We start from the raw sequence: 24,860 nt of genomic DNA, 5'->3' as shown, positions 1-24,860 counted from the left end.
GTTAGAACGGAGGAACGCAATGAAACTGTTGACGTTTACGGCCTTGGCCATGGCGGGTACGATAGCCGCCACAGGTGCTGAAGCCCAGGATGCCGAAGCCGGGGAGCAGCTTTACCTGCACCATTGCGCCACCTGTCATGGACTGGATGCGACTGGACATGGGCCAATGGCCGGCGTGCTGTTGATCCAACCTACCAATCTGAAGATGCTTGGGAACGCGGGCGGTAAATTTCCGACCGCGCGTGTGGTGCAGCGGATAGACGGCCGTGATCCTCTGGTCAGCCATGGCAGTCCGATGCCGGTCTACGGGCCATATTTCGAAGGGCAGGACACCGCCATCAAGACAGATGCCGGCCAGCCGATCCTGACAAGCAAGCCGATTGCCGATCTGGTCGCGTATCTAAAGACCTTGCAAGGCAAGTGAACCTCATCTGCAGATGCCTTCCACCTTGGCACCGCTCCAAGGGATAACCACGTCGCTTTCTCGCCGGGCACCCGGCAGTTTTTCCGGGTCGAAATGCTTGGCCAGCATGTCATGCAAACGCTGGGTCCGCGGGGCGTCCGGATCCAATGCGCGGCAGCAGACATATTCCTCGACGATGGCGCCCTGCTGTTCAAACCCGTAGTCCAGAAAATCGGCCGAGTTATCCAGATCGAACAGGTAAGGATCCTTGCGGCCACCATGTTCGGCAGCCGCCCGCAACGGGTGATAGCCGGTGGTTTTCCTGTTCTGCCATTGCCAGACATGGGTTAGTTCATGGGCAAAGATCATGGCGGCCACAAGGTTCATCTGGTCGGGGTACCGCGCCATGTAGTCGTCAAGATACCAGTCCTTGGTGAAGTATACCCGGTTGAACAGCGCGATCGCCGCCGGTTTTCCGGTTACGATCTCGTCCTTGACCGGCGGCAGGATACGCTCGCGGCAAGCCAGCCTCGGTCTGGCTTTTCGTTCGTAGGTGATGGAGGCGACCGGCGCGCCTTCGACCAGCCGAACCCGGTCAAGATCCAGCGTTTCGCCTTGAACCTTGCTTGCAAAGGCGCGCTCGTTCTCGGTCAGAGGGCGACCGCAGGACAACAAAGCAAGAAAGAGCAGGATCGAAATCAACCGGACCATGACCAAACCCTAGCCCGCTGTGGTTCGGTCGCAAGCGATTCTAGAGGCTCATCGCAAGCACCCGGCTGATTTCGGTCAACGACCTGCCGGATTGACGCATCCAGGTGTTGAAGGCGTCCTGTACCGCAGCCATCGCTTTCTTGGAGGTGGCTGGCTTGTCGATGACGCCTTCGGCGATCAAACGGGCGGTTACGTCGCGTGACAGGATAAAGCTGTCTCTTCCGGCAAAGCGCATCGCATACTGGGCTGAAGCCCCGCCCAACCGAGAACCACGTTTTGCGAGCATGTCCAAAAGTCCGACATAGTCGGTAGATGGCCAGCCGCCCAACACTTTGCCAACGCCGCCTTCCGTGCGGAGTTCCATAAGAAACGCTGCGTTGTCGCGCACGGTGGCGATCTTGGTGCCGTTGCGCACGATGCGCGTGTCCTGCAACAGCGCGTCGAATTTCTCATCATCCATGAAGGCGCAGCGCCCAACGTCGAACCCGTCAAAGGCCGCCTCGAAACCGTCCCATTTCGCCTCGATGACCTTCCAATTGAAGCCAGCCTGGAAGATGCATTTGGTGATTGTCGAAAGCCACCGATCCTCTGACAGGGCGCCCAATTCCTTGGCGGATTTGGGCTTGGACAGTTTGTCTTCAAGCGCGTGCGGTCCGCCGTGCCGGTCGGCCGCCAGCCCATAGATCTCATCGAAATGGTGCATCGCAAAGCTCCCTTCGCGCCAAATGTTGCCAATTTGTTCCGGTAAATGCAAGGGCGGCCGCCCAGTACGGTCTGCCATTTGGGCAAAACAGTCGGAAAATCAGGATTTTGCCCCATCGTTACAAGAAATACTCGACAAACGACCCCAATTGGGTTTGTGATTGACTCGTCAATCAATGTCCGATCCGCGAAACCTCGGGCAAGCCGCCCCATGACACGAGGGCGCGAGAGGAATGAAATGCGGTACCGAGGCCGTTTATTGGGAATGACGCGAACTGTTCGCTTTCCTTTTCCGGCCAAATTTGTGCATGTTGCGACATGGTATTGTCGTTAGACAAGTCAGCCGGCGGGCATGTTTCCGCCGGGGTGGGCAAAACAAAGAAACAGGGAGAAAATCCATGAAAAAACTGAATGTAAGCCTTCTGGCGATCATGGTCGCTGGCGCCGCGCACGCGGCTGACATGGGCGCGGTGGACGAGCCGATCAAACTGGCGATCAACGAGTGGACGGGCCAACACGTCACCACGCATGTCGCTGCAGAGATGCTCAAGGCCGCCGGTTACCAGGTCGAATTCGTCACCGCGGGCATGTTGAACCAGTTCCAGGCGCTGGCCGACGGAGACATCGACGCCACGCTCGAGATCTGGTCGTCGAACGTGTCGGACGAATACGCCAAGAAAATTGAAGAGGGCACCGTGGTCGAAATCGGCGACCTTGGCCTCGATGCGAAGGAAGGCATCGCATATCCGGCCCATGTTGCCGACCTGTGCCCGGGTCTGCCCGCGTGGGAAGCGCTGAAGGACTGCGCGCAGAATTTTGCGACGGCGGAGACCCTGCCGATGGGACGTCTGGTCGACTATCCGGCTGACTGGGGTACGCCCGGGGCAGACCGCATGGTGGGGCTTGAACTGCCGTTCAAGGCTATTCCTGCCGGGTCCGAGGGCGCGCTGATCGCCGAACTCCGCGCTTCGACCGACCGCAAGTCGCCCCTGCTGATCACCTTCTGGCAGCCGCATTGGGCCATGTCGGCCTATGATGTGAAATTCGTTGAGTTGCCGCCGGGCGAAGACGCCTGCTTCAATGATCCGGCCTGGGGGCCGAACCCCAATGCCGTCAACGACTGCGATTTCTCGCCCTCGCGCATCTTCAAAGCCGGGTGGAGCGGTCTGGCGGACAAGTGGCCTGCCGCGTATGAAATCCTGAGCAACTATCAACTGGCGGTCGAAGACCAGCAGCCGATGATGGGTGCGATCGACGTTGACGGCGGCAAGGTCGAAGAGGTTGTCGCGGCCTGGATGGCGGACAACGAAGACAAGTGGCGTCCGGTCGTGGACGCGGCAACGAAGTGAGCCACCTAAGTGACTGACGCGAATACGCCAGCCATTGCCTGCCAGTCTCTCTGGCAGGTTTTTGGCCAAGGCGCAGAAAAGGCCCTGACCGACGCGTTGTCTCGGTCAGGGAACGACGCCGACAAGGCCGCCGCCGATTTGCGCGAACAGGGGTTCATCCCGGCTGTTCAGGATGCAAATTTCGAAGTCCGCGATGGTGAATTGTTCGTCATCATGGGTCTGTCGGGGTCCGGCAAGTCGACCCTGATCCGTTGCATCTCGCAGCTGTTGCCCGGAACGGGTGGCGAGATCCGCATCGACGGCGACAACGTGATGGGTGCCCCGAAGAAGCAGCTGACCGAACTGCGCCGCAAGAAACTGGGCATGGTGTTCCAGCATTTCGGACTGTTCCCGCACATGACGGTGGCCGAGAACGTCGCCTATCCGCTACGCGTGCAGGGTGTGGGCCGCAAAGAACGCCTGGCCCGCGCGCAGGAAGTCATTTCGCTGGTGGGGCTCGAGGGCCGCGAGGACAGCTTTCCCCGGCAACTGTCGGGCGGTCAGCGTCAGCGCGTGGGCATCGCCCGGTCTTTGGCAGTGAACCCCGACATCTGGTTCTTGGACGAGCCGTTCTCGGCCTTGGACCCGTTGATCCGGCGGCAGCTGCAGGACGAATTCCTGCGCATTCAGGCGACGCTGAAGAAATCCATCGTCTTCATCACGCATGATATTCAAGAAGCGCTAAAGCTGGCGGACCGCATCGCAATCATGCGGGACGGCAAGATTGTGCAGATCGGCACGCCGACGGATATCGTTCTGCGCCCCGTCGACGACTATGTGCGCGAGTTCTCAAAGGACGTGGCCAAGGGCCAGCACGCCAAAGTCGCCTCGGTCATGCAAGCGGGCGAGGCCGAGCTCGGTCCCGATGACCCTGGCCTGACAACAAAGATGACATTGGACGCGGCGCTGGCGCGCTGTATGGCATTGTACGAGCCCGTGCCGGTGCATGACGAAACCGGCGCGATCGTCGGCACCGTGCACCCCTCGGATCTGGCCGCAGCCCTGCAGGTGGATGACGCATGACCGTCGTCGCCGATGTTCCCAAACCCACTCGGATTCACCTGACAGCCGGAGCGCAGGCGGCCCTGATCACGCTGATCGTGGGCGCGCTGTGTCTGGCGCTTGAGCCGCACGCGCCCTGGCTCGTCAAATGGCCTGCGTCGTGGGAGGTGCCGGCCACGCAATGGGTTGGCGCCTTCCTCGACTGGTTTCTGAACGCGATCAAACCGGCGGCCCGGCTGTTTTCCGATTTGATGGCCTATCCGATGAACTGGGCCAACTTCGTGTTGGGAAATACGCCCTGGCCGATCCTGATCGGGCTGGTGACTGCACTCGGTTGGTATCTGGGCGGGTTGCCCATGGCGGCGCTGGGCTTTCTAGGCCTCAGCTTCGTGCTGGCTTCGGGCTATTGGGCCGAGAGCATGAACACCTTGGCGCTGGTGGCCGTTTCGGTCCCGGTCGCGCTGATCGTCGGCAGTGCAATTGGCATTCTGGCCAACGAAGTGCCGCGGGTGAAATCGGTGGTTCAGGCAGTATTGGACATCATGCAGACGGTGCCGACCTTTGCCTATCTGACCCCGCTGTTGCTGCTGTTCGGGTTTGGCCCTGTGGTGGGCCTGATCGCCTCGGCCATCTATGCGGCGCCGCCGATGGCGCGCAACGTGATGCTGGGGTTGGAGCGCGTAGAGCCCGAGATCAAGGAAGCCGCCATCATGTCGGGCGGCACCCGGTTCCAGCAGCTGTTCCAGGTGGAAATCCCGGCGGCGGCGACACAGATCATGGTGGGTGTGAACCAGTGCCTGATGGCGGCCCTGTCGATGGTGATCATCGCTGCGGTCATCGGCGGGTTCAACGACATCGGCTGGGAGGTCCTGCTGACCATGCGCAAGGCGCAGTTCGGTGAATCTCTGCTGGCCGGCATGGTGATCGTTGTCTTTGCGGTGGTGATCGACCGCATGAGCGGCACGCTCGCAACCGAGCGCAATCGCCATGACAACCGCGTCGTCTGGGCGGTTCTTGGCGTTGCGGTCCTGTTCACGCTGCTGTTCTGGGCGCGGCTGCCCAACCCGTCCGAACTGACGCTGCTGGATCCGGTCGCGGAGGCGGTGGACAGCGGCCTGACAGCCTTTACCCAGAATAACGGCCCGTGGTTGGATTCGCTCAAGAACAATTCGATGTTCTATGTCCTGCTGCCGCTGCGGATCGGTCTGGATCAGGCGGTTCTGCCCTTTACCTGGGGGTTCCAGTGGACCCCGGCCATGAGCTTTGGACTGTTCGCCGCCGGTGCGGTGATCGCCTTGCTGATGGCGTGGCGCGGGCACCTGACTGGCGGTCTGGTCACGCTGATCCTGATCGGCATGCTCGAAACCGGCATCGCGAACCTGCCATGGCCGTTCGTCCTGACCGGCGCGGCGGCGCTGGGCTGGGTGGCGGGCGGTTGGCGTCTGGCGGCGCTGTCGGTGGCGCTGCTGAGCACGATCCTGATCTCGGGCCTGTGGGAGAGGGCGCTGCTGTCGCTTTATCTCAGCGGTGCGGCGGTGTTCTTCTGCGCCGTTGTCGGTGGGCTGATCGGCCTCGCCAGCGCGGTCTGGTCGCCGGTCTGGAAGATCGTGCGCCCGATCTGCGACATGCTGCAGACGATTCCCCTGTTCGTGTTCCTGATCCCGGTGCTGATGGTGTTCCAGATCGGCGAGTTTTCGGCCTTTCTGGCGATCTGCGCCTATGCGATCGTGCCAATGATCCGCTACACCCGTCACGGGCTGGTCAACACCCCGGACGAGATGATGGAGGCCGCGATCGCCAGCGGCGCGACCGAGTGGCAGATCATGCGCGACGTGCGTGCGCCCTATGCTGCACCCACGATCCTGCTGGGGCTGAACCAGACGATCCTTTACGCCTTTGCGATGCTGGTGATCGCGGCGCTGATCGGCACGACCGGTCTGGGCCAGTCGATCTATCTGGCGCTGGGGCAGGCAGATGTGGGGCTGGGCATTTCGGCCGGGGCGGCGATGGCCATTCTGGCGCTGGTCGCCGACCGCATGGTTCAGGGATTTGCCGAGGAACGCCGCAAGGCGCTGGGCCTGTAGCCTTGGATCGGGGGCGGCGCAGCTGCCCCCGACCACACTTGATTTCGGACAAGGACCGGGGCCGTTTCCCCCGGTATCTCGGGCGAAAAACAGGCGGAGATGACCATGGCCGGTTGGGGCGCTTTTGTTGCTGCACTTCTGATCTTTCTGCTGAGCCACGCCATTCCGGCGCGTCCGGCAGTGCGTGGCCGGCTGATCGGGTTGATGGGGCGCGGGCCTTATTTCGCAGTCTATTCGGCGCTGTCGCTGGCGGTTTTGGCTTGGCTGATCGTGGCCGCGGCCAACGCGCCCTATGTCGAGGTCATCCCGCCGCTGGCGATCCTGCGCTGGGTGCCGCTGCTGGTGATGCCCGTCGTCTGCTGGCTGGCGGTGGCCGGGCTGGCGGCGACCAACCCGTTTTCCTTCGGCGGCCTGGGACGCCGCCCGTTCAACCCCGAGCAGCCCGGCATCCTGCGGACCACCCGGCACCCGATCCTGTTGGCGATGATGCTGTGGGCGCTGGCGCATCTGCTGGCCAATGGCAGCCTGGCGCATGTGGTTCTGTTCGGCCTGTTCGCGGGTTTCGCATGGATTGGCATGGCCCTGATCGACAGACGCAAGGCGCGCGAGATGGGGTCCGATTGGCCCCGCCTGTCGCGCAGCACCGCACGCCTGTCGCTGCGGCTGCCACGTCCATGGCCGCGGCCCTGGGTCTGGTTGGTGGCGGGGCTGGCCTATGCCGCGCTGTTGCACTTGCACGCGCCGGTGATCGGGATGTCTCCGCTGCCGTGATGCGGGCGCTGGAAGGGGCGCCCCATGCGTGCTAATTGAAACAACAAGATGAAAATCCGAAAGGTCTGCCGATGCACCTGGCCTATGTCACCTCCACCGATCGCGGCGCAACCGACCGCCTGCTGAGCGCGGTAGCCGAACGCCTGCTGGCCAAGGGCGCCTGTCTGGCCGGTGTGGTTCAGACCAACACAGAATGCGCCGACAGCAGCAAATGCGACATGGACCTGCGCGTGCTGCCGGATGGCGAGACCATCCGCATCTCGCAATCGCTGGGCAGCCAATCGCGCGGGTGCCGGCTGGACCCGGCTGCGTTGGAGCAGGCGGTGGGCTATGTGACTGCTTCGCTGGCCGACCGTCCGCAATTGCTGATCGTCAACAAGTTCGGCAAGCACGAGGCCGATGGCCGCGGGTTCCGCCCCGTCATCGCCGAGGCTCTGGCGCTCGATGTCCCGGTGCTGGTCGGGGTCAACGGCCTGAACCGTGACAAGTTCGTGGATTTCACCGCCGGCGCGGCGCAGGCGCTTGAGCCCCGTCTGGACGCCATCGAGGACTGGTTCGACAGCGTTGCCAACCTGCGGCCTGCGGCCGAATAACAGCTTTCCCGACGTAACGTCCTGAAAACTGGGCTTGTTCCCTATCGCCCCGGCTGCAATCCTCTGCCCCGGATGGGAGGAGGATCAGCCATGTGGCAGAACTGGGCAGGCAACCAGACCAGCCAAATACGGCCCAAGCGGCCGATAACGTTCGAGGACCTGCAGCAGCTGATCGCCTCGGCCGAAACCCTGCGTCCAGTCGGGGCAGGGCATTCCTTCACCCCGCTCGTTCCGGGGGCGCAACACATCATTGACCTGACCGCCTTGGACCTGCCTGCCGTGACGCGGGTCGAAGGCGGGCGGGCCTGGATCAACGCCAATGCCCGGCTGCGCGATCTGTCGCCGGCGCTGGCCGAGCATGGCATGGCCTTCCGCAATCTGGGTGATATCAACGTGCAGACTCTGGCCGGCGCGGCGGCCACGGCGACCCATGGCACTGGGCGCACCCTGCCGTGCCTGTCCGCCGAAATCACCGCAGCCCGGCTGATCGGCGCGGATGGGCAGACCCTGACCACCGACGACATTCCGCTGAACATGGTGCAGGTCTCGCTGGGTCTGCTGGGCATCCTAACCGAGGCACAGATCAACGTCGTGCCGAAATACAACCTGCGCCGCCGGGTGCGTCTGTCGGACCTGCAGGACAGTCTGGAGCGCATGCACCAGCATTGGGACGAGAACCGGAATTTCGAATTCTTCTACATCCCGTTCACCGGGAAGACCGTAGAAATCCGGCATGACATAACCGACGCGCCCCAGACTCGCGCGCCGCGCGATCTGGACATGATCGCCGTCAAGGTTCTGAAGCTGGCGCGCAATGCGGGTCGGCTCAGCCCCGGTTTGCGGCGCGCCCTGCTGCGTCTGCTGACCTTGGCCCAGTCCGACGAGGATTACGTCGGCGAAAGCTGGCGCGTTCTGTGCAGCGACCGGCATATCCGGTTCAAGGAAATGGAATATCACATGCCGCCGGAAAACGCCCGGGACGTGCTGTCCGATCTGATCCGGCGGTTGGAGCGTGACCATGCCGACATCTATTTCCCCATCGAGGTGCGCCAGACCGCAGGCGACGACGCATGCCTATCACCGTTCCAAGGTGGCCCACGGGTATCGGTTGCCATCCACACCGATGCGAAGGAAGGCCATCTGCGCTATTTCGAGGCGATGGAGCCGCTGTTCCTGCAGGCCGGCGGCCGGCCCCATTGGGGCAAGTTGCACAGCCTGACCTATTCCGATCTGTCGCGCCTCTATCCCGATTTCGATGCATTCTGCGCATTGCGCGAAAAGCTGGACCCAACGGACAAGTTCCTGACACCCGCGCTGGCCCGGATGTTTCGCCCATGACTGCAGAGTATCGTGAACAACTCGCCCAAGCGCTGCGCGATCATGGCGTCGACCGGCCGGTTGCCGTCGTCGATCTGGACCGGGTCGCGGCGAATTGCGACGCCGCCCGCGCAGGGTTGGGCTACGGCCTGCAGGCCCGGTTGGTGGCCAAGTCTCTGCCGTGCCTGCCTCTGCTGGACCATATCCGCAGCCGGCTTCCGACATCGGGCTTGATGAGCTTTTCCGAACCGATGCTGTCGGCCCTGCTGGCCGCCGAGCCGGACACCGATCACCTGCTGGGCAAACCGCTGCCGGTGACGGCCGCCCGGCGGATTCTTGAGACGCATCCCGACGCCGCCCGGAGGGTGCAGTGGCTGATCGACACGCCACAACGGCTGGACGCGTATCTGTCGCTGGCCGCTGACACGGGCGAAACCCTGCGCCTGTCGCTCGAGATCGACGTGGGCCTGCACCGCGGCGGCTTGACCGCCGATCAGGTCGCAGGCGTCGCGGCAAGGATCGCGGATCATGCCCATGCGGCTCTGTCGGGCGTGATGGGGTACGAGGTGCATCTGGCCAAACTGCCTGGGCCGCTCCGACGCCGCGCGCGGCGAGCCAGTGCCAAAGCCTTTGGGCAAGCGGTCGCTGCGCTAGGGCAGGGGGCGCAGGGGCTGTGCCTGAACACCGGTGGCAGCCTGACCTTTCAGGACCCGGCCACGCGAACCCCGGCGACCGAGGTTGCCTTTGGGTCGGTTCTGGTGAAACCTTCGGATTTTGACCATGCATCGACCAAGGCGTTTTTGCCCGCGCTGTTCTTGGCCACACCGATCCTCAAGGTCATGCCGCGCAACCCGGTGCCGGGGATTGACCTGCCCGGACTGCGCCGGACCAACCTTGCCATTTCCGGTGGGCATTACTTGGCCAGCCCCGTCTGGCCTGACGGGTTCGGCTATTCCGGCGTATTCGGGCGTTCAAGCAACCAGGAGGTTTGGGTGGGTCCGAAAACGACAAAGGCGCAGCCCGGCGATATCGCCTTGCTGCGCGCCAGTCAGAGTGAAGCGGTTCTGAACCAGTTCGGCACGGTTCTGGCCTTCCGGCAGGGGCAGGTCGTGGCCGAATGGGCCTGCCTGCCCAACTGACACGGGTCAGATCGCCAGATATTCCTCGCGCAGCTGGGTGTTTTCCAGCACCTCGTCGGCGGTGCCGTCAAACACGATGCAGCCGGTGTCCAGAATGATTGCCCGGTCGGCCAGTTGCAGCGCTCGCACTGCGTTCTGTTCGACGATGATGGTGGTCATGCCCTGTTGCTTGATGTGGATCAGCGTCTTTTCGATCTCGTCCACGATCACCGGGGCCAGCCCCTCGTAGGGTTCGTCCAGCAGCAGCACCTTGATGTCCCGGGCCAGCGCGCGGGCGATCGACAGCATCTGCTGTTCGCCGCCCGAAAGAGTCACACCCTCTTGCTTGCGCCGTTCGCCCAGACGCGGGAACAGCTCGTAGATCCGTTCCAGCGACCAGCCGATCGGGGGGGCGATCTGGGCCAGCTGCAGGTTCTCCTCGACCGTCAGGCCGGGGATGATCCGCCGATCCTCGGGCACAAGGCCCAATCCGGCGGCGGCGGCCTCGTAGCTGGTCATGTTGTGCAGTGGCTTGTGGTCCAGCCAGATTTCGCCGTGGCGCACCTCGGGCTCGCCCACGCGCGCGATCGAGCGCAGGGTCGAAGTCTTGCCGGCCCCGTTGCGCCCCAGCAGGGCCAGGATCTCGCCCTCGTGGACGTTGAAGCTGACGCCTTGGACGATGTAGCTTTCGCCATAGTACGAATGCATGTCCCACACCGACAGGAACGCGGGCGCGGTGCTGGCCATATTGGCGTTTTTCGAAAAGTCAGGTTTCTCGTTCATAGCTTTTCCTCACGCCGCCTCGCCCAGATAGGCCTCTCGGACCTTGGGGTTTCCGCGGATGTTTTCGGGGGTGTCCTCGACCAGCGGCGTGCCCTGCGCCAGAACGGTGATCCGCTCGGCCAGGCTGAACACCACATGCATGTCGTGTTCGATGATCGCGATGGTGATGTCGCGCTCATCCTTGATCTGTTTCAGCAGGTCGATGGTGTTGTTGGTGTCGGCCCGAGCCATACCGGCCGTGGGCTCGTCCAGCAGCAGCAGGCGAGGCTTCTGGCTGAGGCACATGCCGATCTCGAGCCGCCGCTTGTCGCCGCGCGACAGCGAGGCTGAATGCATGTGCCGCTTGTCGGCCATGTTCATCTCTTCCAGCATGGCTTCGGCCTGTTCGACCACCTCTTTTTCGTTGGCGATGGTCTCGTAGGCGTGCATGCGGAATGCCCCGTCGCGCATCGCGAAGATGGGGATCAGCATGTTCTCCATTACGGTCAGCTCGCCAAAGATCTCGGGCGTCTGGAACACCCGGCTGATGCCCATCTGGTTGATCTGGTACGGCTCGCGCCCCAGCACAGACTGGTTGTCGAACAGGACAGATCCGGTATCCGGGATCAGTTTGCCCACCAGGCAGTTCAGCAGAGTGGACTTGCCCGCCCCGTTGGGGCCGATGATCGCATGCACCGAGTTTTCCTCGACGCTCAGGTTCACGTCCGTCAGGGCCTTGAGGCCGCCGAAGCGCTTGCTGACATCTTTAACTTTCAGAATTGCCATTGACGCGTTTCCTTATTCTGCCGGCTCGGTTTTGCCTTCACGGGTGTCATCCCCGCCAACGCTTTTGCGGCGGATCCAGTTCAGCAACCGCTGACCGCCCTCGACCAGCCCGCCAGGCAGGTAGATCACCACCAGCATGAACAGGATGCCCAGGGTCAGATGCCAGCCCTTGCCGATGAACGGGTGGATGATGAACACCACCGCGTCTTCGAGCCCGTCAGGCAGGAAGGCGAACCAGCTGTGCAGCACGTTGTCGTTGATCTTCGAGAAGATGTTCTCGAAATACTTGATGAAGCCCGCGCCCAGAACCGGCCCGATCAGAGTACCGGTGCCGCCCAGGATGGTCATCAGCACGACCTCGCCCGAGGCGGTCCATTGCATCCGTTCAGCGCCGGCCAGCGGGTCCATTGCGGCCATCAGGCCACCGGCCAGACCGGCATACATGCCCGAGATCACGAACGCGGCCAGTGTGTAGGGTTTGGAATTCAATCCGGTATAGTTCATCCGCTGCTGGTTCGACTTCACCGCCCGCAGCATCATGCCGAAAGGCGAGCGGAAGATGCGGATCGCTAGGTAGAACACCACCATCATGATCACCGCGCACAGATAGTAGCCCGCGTTGAAGTCAAAGCTCCACGCTCCCACATCCATCGTATAGGTCGCGCGCATCGGCAGGCCGAACAGATGCGGCAGATCGGGCGCATTGGCCCCCTGCAGGATCTGCGGGTCATCGGCATAGACCTGCAGGCCGGTTTCCCCGTTGGTCAGGTTGAACTTGGGGTTCGACAGCACCGAATAGGCCAGCGCAAAGCTCATCTGCGCGAAGGCTAGCGTCAGGATCGAGAAGTAGATCCCCGACCGGCGCAGGCTGACATAGCCGATCAGCACCGAGAACAGCCCGGCGACCACGACGCTCAGCGCGATGGCGGGGATGACGTTGTAGCTGAGCAGTTTGAACATCCAGACGGCCGAGTAGGACCCCACCCCCAGAAAGGCCGCGTGGCCGAAGGACAGGTATCCGGTCAGGCCGAACAGAATGTTGAACCCGATGGCAAAGATTCCGAAGATCACGAACCGCTGCATCAGGTCCGGATAGCCCGCGTTGAACTGCGCCATGGCGCTGTCAGTGGGGAAGGGGTTCAGGATGAAGGGGGCCAGCAGCGTCAGCAACGCGACGACGATCAGCAGGCTTGTGTCTTTTTTGTTCAGTCCCAGCATGGGTTATTCCTCCATCACGCCTTTGCGGCCCATCAGACCCCGCGGACGGGTCAGAAGAACGATGATGGCGACAAGGTAGATGATGATCTGGTTGATGCCCGGGATCGTGGTGGTCGCCCAGGTGGTCGAGGCAAAGCTTTCAAGGATGCCCAGAAGGAACCCGGCCAGAACCGCGCCGGGCAGCGAGCCCATGCCGCCGACTACGACGACCACGAAGCTGAGCACAAGGAAATCCATGCCCATGTGATAGTTGGGCGGGTTCAGCGGCCCGTACATCACGCCCGCAAGCCCAGCCACCGCGGCTGCGATGCCGAACATGATGGTGAACCGTCGGTCGATGTTGATGCCCAGAAGGCCCACGGTCTCCCGGTCGGCCATTCCGGCGCGCACGACCATGCCGAAGGTGGTGAACTGCAGGAACGAGAACACGCCTCCGATGATCACGACCGCGAACAGGAAATAGACCAGACGCCAGATCGGATAGATGATCGCGTTGGGATCGAACCCCAGCGCCACGCCCAGATCGACCGACCCGCTCAGTGCCGCAGGCGGCGGGGTCTGGATCGGGTTGGCGCCGAAGAAATACTTGATGATCTCTTGCAGAACGATGGCCAGGCCGAAGGTCACAAGGATCTGATCTGCATGGGGACGCTTGTAGAAATGCTTGATCAGGCCGCGTTCCATCACGTAGCCGACCATAAGCATGATCGGGATGGCGAACAGGATGGCCAGCGGCACGGACCAGTCGATGATGGTCGCGCCCAGCTCGGGGCCGAACCAGCTTTCGACATAGGGGGTCTTCACCTTCAGCGGGTTGCCCAGAAAGTCGGTCTGGGTCTCGTCGACCACCTCGTAGCTGAGGTTGAAGATCTTCTGAAGCGTGACGGCACAGAAGGCGCCGATCATGAACAGGGCCCCGTGGGCGAAGTTCACCACGCCGAGCGTGCCGAAGATCAGCGTCAGCCCCAGCGCAATCAGCGCATAGGCCGAGCCCTTGTCCAGCCCGTTCAGAATTTGCAGTAGGATTGCGTCCATTGTCCTTACCTTTGACTGGTCCCGGCAGCTCTCCCCGGTCGTCTGACCGGAGAGAGCCGTTTTGAGGACTCAGGGGTTTTCTTGCGAAAAACCGAGTGTCGGGGTTACGCGCCCGGGTTGCACTTGCCCAGTTCGCCGCCGGCGAACATCGGGTGATCCGGATCGTACTCGACCTGCGCCCGCGGAGTGATCTCGACGATCTCCAGCGTGTCATAGGCGTTGGTCGGGTTTTCGTTGCCGCGCACGACCAGCACATCCTTGAAGCACTGGTGGTCGGCACCGCGATACCAGGTCGGGCCGTTGCCCAGACCGTCAAACTCGAAGTCCTCGAGAGCTTCGACCACGCCGCACGGGTTGAAGGTGCCTGCGCGCTCGCAGGCATCCGCGTACAGCAGTACCTGGGCATAGCAAGTCTGAGCCGAGTTCGACGGCGGCTTGCCGTACTTCTCGCCGAAGGACTTCACGAAGGCCTTGGTGCCCTCATCCTGCAGCTGCCAGTTCCAGTTCATCGAACCCAGAACGCCTTTGATGTTCTCGCCAGCGCCGGCGGCCATCAGTTCCGAGTACAGCGGAACGACGATCTTGAAGTCCTTGCCGTTTACGACCTTGTCCAGCAGGCCGAACTGGATCGCGTTTGTCAGCGAGTTGACCATGTTGCCGCCGTAGTGGTTCAGAACCAGCACGTCCGCGCCCGAGTTCAGAACCGGCGCGATGTAGGACGAGAAGTCGGTCGAGGCCAGCGGGGTCTTGACAGTGTTGACCGTCTCCCAGCCCATCGCTTCGGTCGAAGCCACGATCGACTCTTCCTGGGTCCAACCCCAGTTGTAGTCGGCGGTCAGGTGATAGGCACGGCGTTCGGTGCCCATTTCCTTGGCCAGCACCGGCGCCAGAGCGGCACCCGACATGTAGGCGTTGAAGAAGTGACGGAAGCCGTTCGCCTTCTTGTCCTTGCCGGTGGTGTCGTTGGCGTGGGTCAGGCCGGCCATGAAGATCACGCCCGCCTCCTGGCAGAGGCCCTGAACCGCAACGGCCACGCCCGAGGACGAGCCGCCGTTGATCATGATCGCGCCGTCTTTTTCGATCATCGACTTGGCCGATGCACGGGCAGCGTCGGACTTGGTCTGCGTGTCGCCGGTGACGAACTCGACCTTCTTGCCAAGGATGCCGTTCCCTTTCAGCGCCTTCGACGTGAAGGTGTTCAGGCAGCCGCCGTCGCCTTCGCCATTCAGATGCTCGACCGCCAGCTGCTGTGCCAGCAGTTCGTCATTGCCTTCTTCGGCATAGGGACCGGTCTGCGGCACGTTGAAGCCCAGCGTGACTGATCCGCCAGTGGGTTCGTTGGTATAGGCCGCGGCCGACGAGGCCGTGAAGATCGTCGGCAATGCCAGACCGGCGCTTGTGACGGCACCAGACTTCAGCACGCCGCGACGCGTGACAGATTTGTTTGACATGAATTCCTCCCAATTAGCAGGCTACGCCCTCGGGCTCCTCTTCCGTCGGGTAAAACGCAACCTGCGCAGGGCAAGTATGAGGGGCAGAATGAAAATTCCCCAACAAGTCCCTAGAAATGAAATATTATTTTGTAAATTCTTGAACTCTTATATTTATGGAATTGTAAATTTTTGGAATTTGAAGCAGCTAAGCTGCTCATTGGAAAGGATGAGTCAGAAAATCCCGTTTCGATACGAGCATTGGGTGTCGGGACGCAACCGCCATTCCCAAGCCGTCCGATGTCCGGCCGTTGATGCTCGGGGCATCGCATGATCTCCGGGCACTCAACCTTTGCCTGAATTTCCTTGCAGAATCGAGGGCAAGCGCAAGGGACCACCCGGACAAACCCGGTGTGCGCCATCTATCTGCGTTCTGATTTGCGGAAGAAGATGGTGGGCGACCCTGGAATCGAACCAGGCGTGCGTCTCCGCGAGGGAGTTACAGTCCCCTGCCACACCTTGCGGCCTGTCGCCCACTGTCAGGCGTTGCACCTGACGTGGAGGCGTGATTACTAGCGCTCAAAAGGAGCGTCAACAGGAAAATTCCGCTTTGGCGCAGGAAACATTGTTCCCGGCCCGGAGGCCAGTAAAATGAAGAAACCGAAGTGGGTGATTGAGAAAGAGCAGGCGCGCAAAGCGGCGACTTCCGAAACCGTCTGGTTGTTCGGATTGCACGCCGTGCGTGATGCGTTGATGAACCCCAAACGGCAGAAACTGCGCCTGATCGTGACCCGCAACGCACAGGACAAGCTGGCGGATGCGATCGCGGAATCCGGCATGCAGGCTGAACTCGTCGATCCGCGAAAATTCAACGCGCCAATCGACCCGGGCTCGGTGCACCAAGGCGCGGCGCTTGAAGTCAAGCCGCTGGAGTGGGGCGGTCTGGCCGAGAATTGCATCGGGCGCGAAAACCCTCGGGTGCTGCTGTTGGACCGCGTGACCGATCCGCACAATGTGGGCGCGATCCTGCGCTCGGCCGAGGTTCTGGGCGCCAGCGCGGTCATCGGCACGCGCCACCACTCGGCGCCGGAAACCGGTGCGCTGGCCAAGACCGCCAGCGGTGCGTTGGAGCGCCAACCCTATCTGCGGGTGCGAAACCTGGCTGACGCGATCGTCGAGTTGCAGAATATGGGATTCCTCGTTCTGGGCCTGGATGGTGAGGCCGATCAGACCATCGAGGCAACTTTGGACGGCAAGCGCGATCGTCCGGTTGCGCTGGTTCTGGGCGCCGAGGGGCCGGGATTGCGGCAAAAGACCAAGGAAACGGTGGATATGCTTGTCAAAATTGACGCAGCGGGCGGTTTCGGATCCCTGAACGTCTCAAATGCCGCGGCGATTGCCCTATATGCTTCTCAGCCGCATTGAGAGGAGAGACCCATTCCCGCCCCGTCCAAGATTGCTACGTGCTGCTACTGCGGCACCCGCGCGGCGCTGGTCCTCACGGGTTGCCAGCGGCACGAACTTAGCTGTTCCAGTTGCGGTGCCCCGCTGCATAACCTGAAGATGATCCCTGTCAAAAAGGCTTCAGATCCACAGCCGCGACACAGCATTCCGATGCAAAAGCCCAAAAAGAAGAGCTACAAGAAAAGGAAAAAAGGCCTTTTCTCGCGCGTTCTGGACGAAGCTTGGGATGTGATCGAGGACGTGTTCGACTGAGCCCTTTCCGACACGACCCTTCACAACTGCGTCAAATGGGTTTCGCGGCGCGTCAAAAGTTGCATCTTATAGCGTCTGTAAAACTCAACCCGTGAAATCTGATGCTATCCCGACGCTCCATACTTGCCGGTCTTACCTTTTCAATCGCATGTCCGCTGACATTGCGGGCGCAGACCGCCCCGGTCTTCTATTCCGCAAAAGGTGCGGCCATTACCGGTTATGACGCGGTCAGCTATTTTCGCGATGGTGGCCCGGTTCAAGGGCAACCCGACATTGCGGTGATGTGGAAGGGCGCTACCTGGCGGTTTGCCTCGCAGGAGAACCGAGAGGAGTTCGAACTTAATCCGCGCGCCTACGCGCCGAGGTTCGGCGGTTATTGCGCCTATGCCATGGCCTATGGCGAGCTCACCAGCACGGACCCGATGGCGTGGAAAATCGTGGGCGGCAGGCTGTATCTGACGCATTCCCTCGAGATCGAAAAGATGTGGCTGACGGACACGACCGGCTTTATCCAGAAGGCCGAGAAGAACTGGCCGGCGATCCTATACGGTTGACAGGCGAATTCCCGCTTATCCGCTCGTGTCATCACAAAAATGCGCGCGGCCTCTTTTTTTTCCGAAACTCGTGCCTAAATGTCACGGTGACCGCGGAACGGAACTGCCGCGGGTCATTTCACTGTCCCTCGTTCCAACAACTGGCGCCCAAGGTATACTTGGGCGCTTTTTTCTTTTCCAAGTCACGGCTAGGCTGCAGCCATGACCGACTATTCCGATGACTTCCTCAGATCCGTCCTGAAACGCACCAAGGTGGTTGCGGTCGTTGGCGTGTCGATGAACCCAGTACGGCCCAGCTACTATGTTGCGCGCTACTTGTCGCTCAAGGGGTACAGGGTGATTCCGGTCAATCCCGGCCATGCCGGAGCCGATCTTTTTGGTGAAACCGTTCGGGCTTCGTTGTCCGAAATCAGTGAACCCGTTGACATGGTGGATATTTTTCGCAGGTCCGAAGCCGTTCCTCCGATCGTGGACGAGGCGTTGGCTGCATTTCCCGACCTGCGCACGATCTGGATGCAGATCGGAGTCGAAAACGCCGAGGCCGCCGCGGTGGCGCAGGCGCGCGGTGTCGATGTCGTCATGAATCGCTGCCCCAAGATCGAATATCAGCGACTGTTCGGCGAGCTGCGCATGGGCGGGTTCGCCACCGGCATCATCTCATCAAAACTCTGACCGCTCAGTTCACCGCAATGGCGTTGATTTCCGCAAGCTGCTCTTGCCGCCGTTTCTCCAGCACGATGTCGCGCGGGACCCAGTCATAGCGTGTGTCCTCGCGCAATGGACTCCAAAACAGGACCCCTCCATAACGCCATGGGTCCAGAACGACACCGTCGTACATCGAATCACCGCGTCGGCTGATTATTGCCGTGCTGTGATCGATTCGGAACGGGTTGTCGGCGTTGGCGATCGCGCGGTGCAGGGTCAGCGTGCGAAAGTTCTCCTGTTTCAAGCGCCGTTCGATGTCTTCGGCCCAGTGCCAGCACAGCCCGCGCGGGCGCACCCCTTTGTTGACCTTGGCGTTATGGATCAGAGGGGGGTCTGTGATCTGGTATTCCTGCGCCAGCTGCGCGGTATAGGCATAGGTGACGCGGGCCGCGCGCTGGGCCTCTTCCGGGTCGACCTCGGGCCCCAGCGCCTGGATCTGGGCTGCAAGCCGCGCGACGTCGTCGCTGCGAGCGGGCGGCGCGGATGAGCATGCGCCAAGCCCCAGAATGGCCAGCGTCGTCAGTGCCCAGATCATGGGTTTGAACATGCCTGTGTCCCTCGTCGCCCCTGCGCCCAGCAGGCGCTTCGGTCAATCAGTATAGGGCGCGGACGCTATTGGTGAAAGCCGGGTCTCAGCCCCGGTCGCGTGCGGCCTTTTCGGCGATGCCGCTGGTGCCCTGCCGCTTGGCAAGCTCGGCCAGAACGTCTTCCAGCGCCACGTCGCGCGCGGCCAGCATGACCAGCAGGTGATACAGCACATCGGCGGCCTCGGATGTCAGCCGGTCGCGGTCACCCTTCACGGCTTCGATGATCGCCTCCACGGCCTCTTCGCCAAACTTCTCGGCGCATTTCTCGGGGCCTTTGGACAGCAGCTTGGCGGTCCAGCTTGATTCGAGGTCCGCGCCCTTGCGGGATGCGATCGTGGCGGCCAGCTCGTTCAGTATGCTCATGTCAGCCTCATGGGGATACCCGCGGATGCCATGTGCTCTTTGGCCTCGCGGATCGTGTATTCGCCGAAGTGAAAGATCGAGGCCGCAAGCACCGCGCTGGCTCCGCCTTCGGTCACGCCTTCGACCAAATGATCCAGATTGCCCACGCCGCCCGAGGCGATCACCGGCACGTCGACCGCATCCGAGATGGCGCGCGTCAGCGGAATGTTGAACCCCGCCTTGGTGCCGTCGCGGTCCATCGAGGTCAGCAGAATCTCGCCCGCGCCCTTGGCGACGACGGTCTTGGCGAACTCTACCGCGTCGATGCCGGTGGGTTTGCGTCCGCCGTGGGTGAAGATCTCCCATTTGCCGGGGCTGACGGTTTTGGCGTCGATGGCGCAGACGATGCACTGGCTGCCGAACTGGTCGGCAGCCTCGGCGATCACGTCGGGGTTGGCCACGGCGGCCGAGTTGAAGCTGACCTTGTCGGCCCCCGCCAGCAACAGCGCGCGCACGTCTTCCTTGGTGCGCACGCCGCCACCCACCGTCAGCGGTACGAAGCACTGCTCGGCCGTGCGCTGAACCACGTCAAACATGGTGCCGCGGTTTTCGTGGGTGGCGTGGATGTCGAGAAAGCAGATCTCGTCAGCGCCGGCGGCGTCATAGGCCTTGGCCGATTCCACCGGATCGCCCGCGTCGCGCAGGCCCACGAAATTCACGCCCTTGACCACGCGGCCATCGGCGACATCCAGACAGGGAATGATGCGGGTTTTCAGCATGGTTTGTCCTTTGTTGCCGCACCTCTACCGGCAAAGCCCCGCCGATGCCAGAGTTGTGATTGTCCTGCGCCCGGAACCTCGTGAAACTGAAGCGGATTTCAGCAGGAGGTGAAAACCATGCGCAACTTGTTTCTTACAACCGCTTTCATTCTGTCCGGTGCGACCTGGGCAATGGCTGACGACATCATCAAGGTCCCGACCGACAAGTCCGTGACCGAGGCCATCGACGCGCTGCAGGCTGCTGTCGAAAATGCAGGCGCGACTGTATTTGCCCGCGTTGACCACGCGGCCGGTGCGCACAAGGTCGACATGACGATACCGCCCAATCAGGTTTTGATCTTCGGAAACCCGGCCCTGGGAACGCCCGCCATGCAGATCGACCCGCGTGCGGGATTGTTCCTTCCGCTCAAGGTGCAGGCCTATGAGGATGCCGACGGCCAGGTCTGGTTGGCCTACGAGGATCCCAAGGAAACCATGGACGAGCTTGATGCGGTGGAAAAATCCCCGGTGATCGACAAGATGCGCGGTGCGTTGAGCAAGCTGACGGATGCCGCAGCCAACTGATCGGCGTCATACCTGAGAAGCGCGTGCGATCCGTTTCATGCAATTGCGCACGATCAGAATGTGAAGGGGCATGATCACCGTCAGATAGATCCGTCCCAAACGATTGTGAGTCCGCACCCAAGTTGCCATGACTACGCGGTCTTTGTCGCGATGCACGGCGATGCGGAAATCCAGATGGCGGTCATCGATTCCCACGATGACCTCTGTCTCATCCCTGTAGGTCACGGGAAAAATCGCGCCGGTGCCTGCGTCGGGCGAGCCATTGTCGGTGTTCAAGTGCTTGCGGCCCTTCAAGCCGAATGGGGCAACGATTGCGTTCCGGATTCCCATCAGGATCTTCACCCACCCCGGCATGTTCAGACCGATTTTCATCGCGTCAAACGGTGCAAGGTCGCTTTGGACCGAGTACCCATCAACAAAATCACCCGGAGTGAACAGCGACCACAATTCAGACTGCTCGGGCAGAACCTGTTTGCGGACCGCTTGCAATATCCTAACCCTTCAACGCCGCCAGGGCTTCGCGCAGATCCAGCGCGCCGTCATAGAGCGCGCGACCTGAAATCGCGCCGTTCAGGTTTGCGCCGCAGTCGCGCAGGGCGATCAGGTCGTCCAGCGAGCTGACCCCGCCGCTGGCGATCACCGGGATCGAGACTGCACGGGCCAGATCGGCCGTGGCTTCGACATTGGGGCCTTGCATCGCGCCGTCGCGGTTGATGTCGGTGTAGATGATCGCCGCCACGCCCGCGTCTTCGAAGCTGCGCGCCAGGTCGGTCACCATCACGTCGGTTTCCTCGGCCCAGCCCTTGGTGGCGACACGTCCGTTGCGCGCGTCGATGCCGACGGCGACCTGGCCGGGAAAGGCCTTGGCTGCCTGACGGACCAGATCGGGGTTTTCCACGGCAACCGTGCCCAGAATCACCCGGGCCAGGCCTTTGTCCAGCCAGGTCTCGATAGTGGCCATGTCGCGGATGCCGCCGCCCAACTGGGCCGGTACGTCGCAGGACTTCAGGATCGCCTCGACCGGGGCGGCGTTCACGGGTTCCCCGGCGAAAGCGCCGTTCAGGTCCACCAGATGCAGCCATTCGCAGCCGGCCTCGACAAAGGCGCGGGCCTGGGCGGCGGGGTCTTCGTTGAAGACCGTGGCCTTGTCCATCTCGCCGCGCAGTAGGCGCACGGCCTGGCCGTCTTTCAGGTCGATTGCGGGATAGAGGATCATGTCGGGCGGCCTTTTCGTGACTGGTACTGGCGCGGGATATGGCACAGGCGGGGCAGGGGATGCAACGCGACGCAAAGTCAATCTTGCCCGAACCAGTGCCGGCGGTCAGACTGGCTGCAAATCAGGGAGGATACCATGAACAAACTTGCTCTGGCCGCTGCGGCGGCACTTGTCACCTTGGCCACCGGCGCACGGGCGGATGACCCGGTCGACGGGCTTTGGAAAACCCAGCCGGGCGATACCGGCGGATATCTGCACGTCTCGATCGGGCCTTGCGGCAGCGCCGTTTGCGGCACCATCGACAGCGCCTTCGACAAGGACGGAAACCAGCAGCTGGATTACGAGAATCTTGGCAAGAAGATCATCTGGGACATGGTCGCGGATGGCGGCGGCAGCTATAGCGGCGGCAAGATCTGGGCGCCGGACCGGGACAAGACCTACAATTCCAAGATGTCGCTTGACGGTCAGAACAAGCTGACGGTCAAGGGTTGCGTCGCGGGCGGCCTGATCTGCCGCGGCCAGGCCTGGACCCGCGTGCAGTAACCGGTCAGGGGGCCCAGGTCAGGAAGTTTCCGATCATCCGCAGGCCCACATCCTGGCTTTTTTCAGGGTGAAACTGCATTCCGATCATCGTGTCGCGGCCGATCACGGCCGTGACCGGCCCGCCATAGTCCACATGGGCCAGACGTTGCGCCGGATCGGCGACGCGGAAATGGTAGGAGTGGACAAAATAAACGTGATCGCCTGAGGTAACGCCGTTGAACACCGGGTGCTCGCTCTCGATCACCAGATCGTTCCACCCCATATGCGGAACCTTCAGCGCCCGGTCTTCGGGCTCGATCCGCACCACGTCTCCGGTCACCCAATTCAGGCCCGGCGTGTCGGTATATTCGCGGCCCGTGGTTGCCATCAGCTGCATGCCGACGCAGATGCCCAGGAACGGGCGGCCCTTCTGCTCGACCGCTTCGACCATCGCATCGTGGATGCCCTTGTGCCCGCGCAGCTCGGCCGCGCAGGCGGGAAAGGCGCCGTCGCCGGGCAGCACCAGTCGGTCGGCGCGCGCGACGACGTCGGCATCCGAGGTCACGACGACCTCGCCCGCGTCCAGCTCGCGCGCCATGCGTTGAAACGCCTTTTCCGCCGAGTGCAGGTTGCCGCTTTCGTAGTCGATGATCGCGGTCAGCATCTAGAGCGCGCCCTTGGTGGACGGTATCGCATCCGCTTTGCGCGGGTCGGTCTCGACCGCCTGGCGCAGGGCGCGGGCGACGGCCTTGAAGGCGGCCTCGGCGATGTGGTGGCTGTTGAAACCGTGCAACTGGTCGATATGCAGAGTGATGCCGCCATGGGTGGCCAGCGCTTGGAAGAACTCGCGCACCAACTCGGTGTCGAAACTGCCGATCTTGGGCGTCGGCAGATCCACGTTCCACACCAGAAACGGTCGGCCCGACAAGTCCAGCGCGCAGCGCACCTGCGCATCGTCCATCGGCAGATGGCACTCGCCATACCGACGGATGCCTTTTTTGTCCCCCAGCGCCTGCGTCAGCGCCTGACCCAGCGCGATGCCGGTGTCTTCGACCGTGTGGTGATCGTCGATGTGATAGTCGCCTTTGGCCCGGATCGTCATGTCGATCAGCGAATGCCGCGCCAACTGGTCCAGCATGTGATCGAAGAACCCCACACCGGTCTGGTTGTCATAGGTGCCGGTGCCGTCGAGGTTGACCTCGACCGTAATCGCGGTCTCGGCGGTCTTGCGGCTGATCGAAGCTGTGCGCATTGGCGAAATCCTCTTGCTACAGGGGCGCTTATAGACGGGGACGGGCGGCCTTATCCAGCCCGATCGTTGCAATCGCAGCAAACTGTTGCAGGGGATTGCGCCCGGGCGTGGGGCGTGCCAGCCTGCGCCAAACGGAAGCAACAAGGCCACGAAATGTCCACCTGCGTTTTCATCCAGATCCGCTGCAAGCCCGGCACCACCTACAAGGTGGCCGAAGAGATCGCTCTGCGCGAAATCCACTCGGAACTCTACTCCACCAGCGGTGAATATGATCTGCTGCTCAAGCTTTACATCCCCGAAACCGAGGATGTGGGCCATTTCATTAACGAACACCTTCTGGTCATTCCGAACATCGAGCGGTCGTTGACGACAATGACCTTCAAGGCGTTCTAAGGCTCAGCCAAGTTCGAACGTCGTCACGCCGAACACTCGGTTCAGGTCGATATCCGGCTCGTGGTCGGAATACATGCGCGCGGTTTCAAAGACTTTTTCCAAACCCAAAGCGTCAGCCAGTGCAAAGGCCGCCGCGTTGGGCTGTGGCATGTCGACATAGACCTCAGAGCTGCGGTGATCAGCGGGAACTTCGGCCAGAACCGCAGCCAAAAGCGCCAGCGCGATGTCCGGATCGTCGGCGAACAGTGGCCCTACCTTGTAGCCATTCAGGCAGGGGCGCAAAGTTGCATATCCGGCGATGCGACCTTTCTGGATACAAACACGCGAGACGTGGCCCGGTGCGCTCAGCCATTTCGTCAGAAAGGCATCCCGATGCGCGGGGAACAGAGCACGGTCATAGATGCGAAGGTCTTCGGACAGGCCACTGATGGGCGCGACCCGGATACCGGTTTTGGGTAGGCTGGACAGGATGGCTGAAACCGTGCCGGAGAACCGATAATTGTTGTAGGCGAAGACAAAGCCCGACTTGCGGTAGTTGTCCTGTTGTTCGACCACCCCGTCCAAGCCCATGTTTCGCCCTGTACAATGCGCCAGCGCGTGCTGGGCGATTTCCAGACCATGACCTGATCCGCGATACTCGGGCCGCACGATATAGAAACCCAGAAACGAAAATGCGTCGTCGTAGTTCACGGCTGAAACCGAGGCGATCATCTCGCCATCCAGAAACCCGCCCAGAAATCCGTCGGGGTCGGTCGAGCGGAAACAGACAGCGTCCTCATGACCTGGGTTCCAGCCCTCGCGTCCGGCCCAATCCACTGCGTGGCGCAGTTCTTCGGCGGTCAGCGTGCGAATGTGGTAGTCTGACATCGGGGCGTCCATCTGACTGCTGCATGTCAGAACAGAATGGCGC

The 24,860-nt window shown here is 61.9% G+C and carries 29 protein-coding genes and 1 tRNA gene; 14 read left to right on the top strand and 16 right to left on the bottom strand.

Annotated elements, in window-relative coordinates; genetic code table 11:
• Positions 1–19: 19 nt before the first annotated feature.
• Complete coding sequence (locus ACR3EL_RS11960; RefSeq protein ID WP_480721684.1) at positions 20–424, top strand: c-type cytochrome; 405 nt, start codon at positions 20–22, stop codon at positions 422–424.
• Positions 425–427: 3 nt separating this feature from the next.
• On the opposite strand, the gene ACR3EL_RS11955 is transcribed toward ACR3EL_RS11960, so the two are convergent.
• Positions 428–1,114 carry a hypothetical protein gene (locus ACR3EL_RS11955; RefSeq protein WP_170340237.1) on the bottom strand — a complete coding sequence of 229 codons (687 nt, stop codon included), beginning with the start codon at positions 1,112–1,114 and terminating at the stop codon, positions 428–430.
• 40 nt (positions 1,115–1,154) lie between these two features.
• Positions 1,155–1,817: a DNA-3-methyladenine glycosylase I gene (locus ACR3EL_RS11950; RefSeq protein WP_170365692.1), complete on the bottom strand. Its 663-nt coding sequence runs from the start codon at positions 1,815–1,817 to the stop codon at positions 1,155–1,157.
• A gap of 397 nt (positions 1,818–2,214) precedes the next feature.
• On the opposite strand from ACR3EL_RS11950, the gene ACR3EL_RS11945 reads away from it, so the two are divergent.
• From ACR3EL_RS11945 to ACR3EL_RS11915, 7 genes are all read left to right on the top strand, one after another.
• The gene (locus ACR3EL_RS11945; RefSeq protein WP_093964805.1) at positions 2,215–3,165 is read left to right on the top strand and encodes an ABC transporter substrate-binding protein; all 951 of its coding nucleotides are present in this window, start codon (positions 2,215–2,217) and stop codon (positions 3,163–3,165) included.
• 9 nt (positions 3,166–3,174) lie between these two features.
• A complete protein-coding gene (locus ACR3EL_RS11940; RefSeq protein WP_170365694.1) occupies positions 3,175–4,227 on the top strand; it encodes a betaine/proline/choline family ABC transporter ATP-binding protein in 1,053 nt (350 codons plus the stop codon).
• Complete coding sequence (locus ACR3EL_RS11935; RefSeq protein ID WP_170450772.1) at positions 4,224–6,290, top strand: ABC transporter permease; 2,067 nt, start codon at positions 4,224–4,226, stop codon at positions 6,288–6,290. Before ACR3EL_RS11940 ends, ACR3EL_RS11935 begins: the two co-directional genes overlap by 4 nt.
• A 105-nt stretch (positions 6,291–6,395) precedes the next feature.
• Positions 6,396–7,061, top strand: coding sequence for an NnrU family protein (locus ACR3EL_RS11930; RefSeq protein ID WP_170340244.1), 666 nt, complete (start codon positions 6,396–6,398; stop codon positions 7,059–7,061).
• 71 nt (positions 7,062–7,132) lie between these two features.
• Positions 7,133–7,654 (top strand): DUF2478 domain-containing protein, encoded by a 522-nt coding sequence (locus tag ACR3EL_RS11925; RefSeq protein WP_170340538.1) that lies wholly within the window; start codon positions 7,133–7,135, stop codon positions 7,652–7,654.
• Positions 7,655–7,744: 90 nt separating this feature from the next.
• On the top strand, positions 7,745–8,992 hold the full coding sequence (locus ACR3EL_RS11920; protein WP_170368125.1) for a D-arabinono-1,4-lactone oxidase: 1,248 nt from the start codon (positions 7,745–7,747) through the stop codon (positions 8,990–8,992).
• Positions 8,989–10,110, top strand: coding sequence for an alanine racemase (locus ACR3EL_RS11915; protein WP_170340248.1), 1,122 nt, complete (start codon positions 8,989–8,991; stop codon positions 10,108–10,110). Before ACR3EL_RS11920 ends, ACR3EL_RS11915 begins: the two co-directional genes overlap by 4 nt.
• Before the next feature lie 6 nt (positions 10,111–10,116).
• Here the strand turns inward: ACR3EL_RS11915 and ACR3EL_RS11910 are convergent, their stop codons facing one another.
• From ACR3EL_RS11910 to ACR3EL_RS11885, 6 genes are all read right to left on the bottom strand, one after another.
• A complete protein-coding gene (locus ACR3EL_RS11910) occupies positions 10,117–10,872 on the bottom strand; it encodes an ABC transporter ATP-binding protein (protein ID WP_093964811.1) in 756 nt (251 codons plus the stop codon).
• Between the two features lie 9 nt (positions 10,873–10,881).
• Entirely contained in the window at positions 10,882–11,637 is a 756-nt protein-coding gene (locus ACR3EL_RS11905; RefSeq protein WP_093964812.1) for an ABC transporter ATP-binding protein, read from the bottom strand.
• A 12-nt stretch (positions 11,638–11,649) separates the two neighbouring features.
• Positions 11,650–12,855 carry a branched-chain amino acid ABC transporter permease gene (locus tag ACR3EL_RS11900; RefSeq protein WP_170340250.1) on the bottom strand — a complete coding sequence of 402 codons (1,206 nt, stop codon included), beginning with the start codon at positions 12,853–12,855 and terminating at the stop codon, positions 11,650–11,652.
• A 3-nt stretch (positions 12,856–12,858) separates the two neighbouring features.
• A complete protein-coding gene (locus tag ACR3EL_RS11895; protein WP_170340251.1) occupies positions 12,859–13,890 on the bottom strand; it encodes a branched-chain amino acid ABC transporter permease in 1,032 nt (343 codons plus the stop codon).
• A gap of 104 nt (positions 13,891–13,994) precedes the next feature.
• Entirely contained in the window at positions 13,995–15,341 is a 1,347-nt protein-coding gene (locus ACR3EL_RS11890; protein WP_093964815.1) for a substrate-binding protein, read from the bottom strand.
• A gap of 430 nt (positions 15,342–15,771) precedes the next feature.
• A tRNA-Tyr gene (locus ACR3EL_RS11885) sits at positions 15,772–15,855 on the bottom strand.
• 116 nt (positions 15,856–15,971) lie between these two features.
• Between ACR3EL_RS11885 and rlmB the strand changes: the two genes are divergently transcribed.
• The 3 genes from rlmB (at position 15,972) to ACR3EL_RS11870 (ending at position 18,262) form a co-directional block, all read left to right on the top strand.
• Positions 15,972–16,745: a 23S rRNA (guanosine(2251)-2'-O)-methyltransferase RlmB gene (gene rlmB / locus ACR3EL_RS11880; protein WP_170340253.1), complete on the top strand. Its 774-nt coding sequence runs from the start codon at positions 15,972–15,974 to the stop codon at positions 16,743–16,745.
• A gap of 392 nt (positions 16,746–17,137) precedes the next feature.
• Positions 17,138–17,590 (top strand): YHS domain-containing (seleno)protein, encoded by a 453-nt coding sequence (locus ACR3EL_RS11875; RefSeq protein WP_170340255.1) that lies wholly within the window; start codon positions 17,138–17,140, stop codon positions 17,588–17,590.
• 201 nt (positions 17,591–17,791) lie between these two features.
• Positions 17,792–18,262: a CoA-binding protein gene (locus ACR3EL_RS11870; protein WP_093964819.1), complete on the top strand. Its 471-nt coding sequence runs from the start codon at positions 17,792–17,794 to the stop codon at positions 18,260–18,262.
• A gap of 4 nt (positions 18,263–18,266) precedes the next feature.
• Here the strand turns inward: ACR3EL_RS11870 and ACR3EL_RS11865 are convergent, their stop codons facing one another.
• The 3 genes from ACR3EL_RS11865 to hisF all read right to left on the bottom strand — a co-directional run bounded on the left by ACR3EL_RS11865 (position 18,267) and on the right by hisF (position 20,003).
• Positions 18,267–18,842: a hypothetical protein gene (locus tag ACR3EL_RS11865; protein WP_254436584.1), complete on the bottom strand. Its 576-nt coding sequence runs from the start codon at positions 18,840–18,842 to the stop codon at positions 18,267–18,269.
• 85 nt (positions 18,843–18,927) lie between these two features.
• Positions 18,928–19,245: a phosphoribosyl-ATP diphosphatase gene (locus ACR3EL_RS11860; RefSeq protein ID WP_170340257.1), complete on the bottom strand. Its 318-nt coding sequence runs from the start codon at positions 19,243–19,245 to the stop codon at positions 18,928–18,930.
• Positions 19,242–20,003, bottom strand: coding sequence for an imidazole glycerol phosphate synthase subunit HisF (gene hisF / locus ACR3EL_RS11855; protein ID WP_170340259.1), 762 nt, complete (start codon positions 20,001–20,003; stop codon positions 19,242–19,244). The genes ACR3EL_RS11860 and hisF overlap by 4 nt, the downstream gene beginning before the upstream one ends.
• A gap of 117 nt (positions 20,004–20,120) precedes the next feature.
• On the opposite strand from hisF, the gene ACR3EL_RS11850 reads away from it, so the two are divergent.
• Positions 20,121–20,567: a DUF302 domain-containing protein gene (locus ACR3EL_RS11850; protein ID WP_390895973.1), complete on the top strand. Its 447-nt coding sequence runs from the start codon at positions 20,121–20,123 to the stop codon at positions 20,565–20,567.
• A 6-nt stretch (positions 20,568–20,573) separates the two neighbouring features.
• On the opposite strand, the gene ACR3EL_RS11845 is transcribed toward ACR3EL_RS11850, so the two are convergent.
• Together ACR3EL_RS11845 and hisA are read right to left on the bottom strand one after the other, a co-directional pair.
• Positions 20,574–21,056, bottom strand: a complete 483-nt coding sequence (locus tag ACR3EL_RS11845; RefSeq protein ID WP_170340261.1) for a DUF2867 domain-containing protein — start codon at positions 21,054–21,056, stop codon at positions 20,574–20,576.
• A 4-nt stretch (positions 21,057–21,060) separates the two neighbouring features.
• Positions 21,061–21,783 carry a 1-(5-phosphoribosyl)-5-[(5-phosphoribosylamino)methylideneamino]imidazole-4-carboxamide isomerase gene (gene hisA, locus ACR3EL_RS11840; protein ID WP_170340263.1) on the bottom strand — a complete coding sequence of 241 codons (723 nt, stop codon included), beginning with the start codon at positions 21,781–21,783 and terminating at the stop codon, positions 21,061–21,063.
• A 135-nt stretch (positions 21,784–21,918) separates the two neighbouring features.
• Here hisA and ACR3EL_RS11835 point away from each other — a divergent pair, with 135 nt between their 5' ends.
• Positions 21,919–22,326 carry a DUF2147 domain-containing protein gene (locus ACR3EL_RS11835; RefSeq protein ID WP_005977442.1) on the top strand — a complete coding sequence of 136 codons (408 nt, stop codon included), beginning with the start codon at positions 21,919–21,921 and terminating at the stop codon, positions 22,324–22,326.
• 4 nt (positions 22,327–22,330) lie between these two features.
• On the opposite strand, the gene hisH is transcribed toward ACR3EL_RS11835, so the two are convergent.
• Positions 22,331–22,969: an imidazole glycerol phosphate synthase subunit HisH gene (hisH, locus tag ACR3EL_RS11830; protein WP_170340265.1), complete on the bottom strand. Its 639-nt coding sequence runs from the start codon at positions 22,967–22,969 to the stop codon at positions 22,331–22,333.
• On the bottom strand, positions 22,970–23,557 hold the full coding sequence (hisB, locus tag ACR3EL_RS11825) for an imidazoleglycerol-phosphate dehydratase HisB (protein WP_170340267.1): 588 nt from the start codon (positions 23,555–23,557) through the stop codon (positions 22,970–22,972).
• Positions 23,558–23,710: 153 nt separating this feature from the next.
• On the opposite strand from hisB, the gene ACR3EL_RS11820 reads away from it, so the two are divergent.
• A complete protein-coding gene (locus tag ACR3EL_RS11820) occupies positions 23,711–23,950 on the top strand; it encodes an Lrp/AsnC family transcriptional regulator (RefSeq protein ID WP_050602861.1) in 240 nt (79 codons plus the stop codon).
• Between the two features lie 3 nt (positions 23,951–23,953).
• On the opposite strand, the gene ACR3EL_RS11815 is transcribed toward ACR3EL_RS11820, so the two are convergent.
• A complete protein-coding gene (locus ACR3EL_RS11815) occupies positions 23,954–24,817 on the bottom strand; it encodes a GNAT family N-acetyltransferase (RefSeq protein ID WP_170340268.1) in 864 nt (287 codons plus the stop codon).
• Positions 24,818–24,860 lie beyond the last annotated feature (43 nt).

This window comes from Ruegeria sp. BJ3, from assembly GCF_056535665.1.
This window is presented reverse-complemented; position numbering and strand designations above follow the sequence as displayed.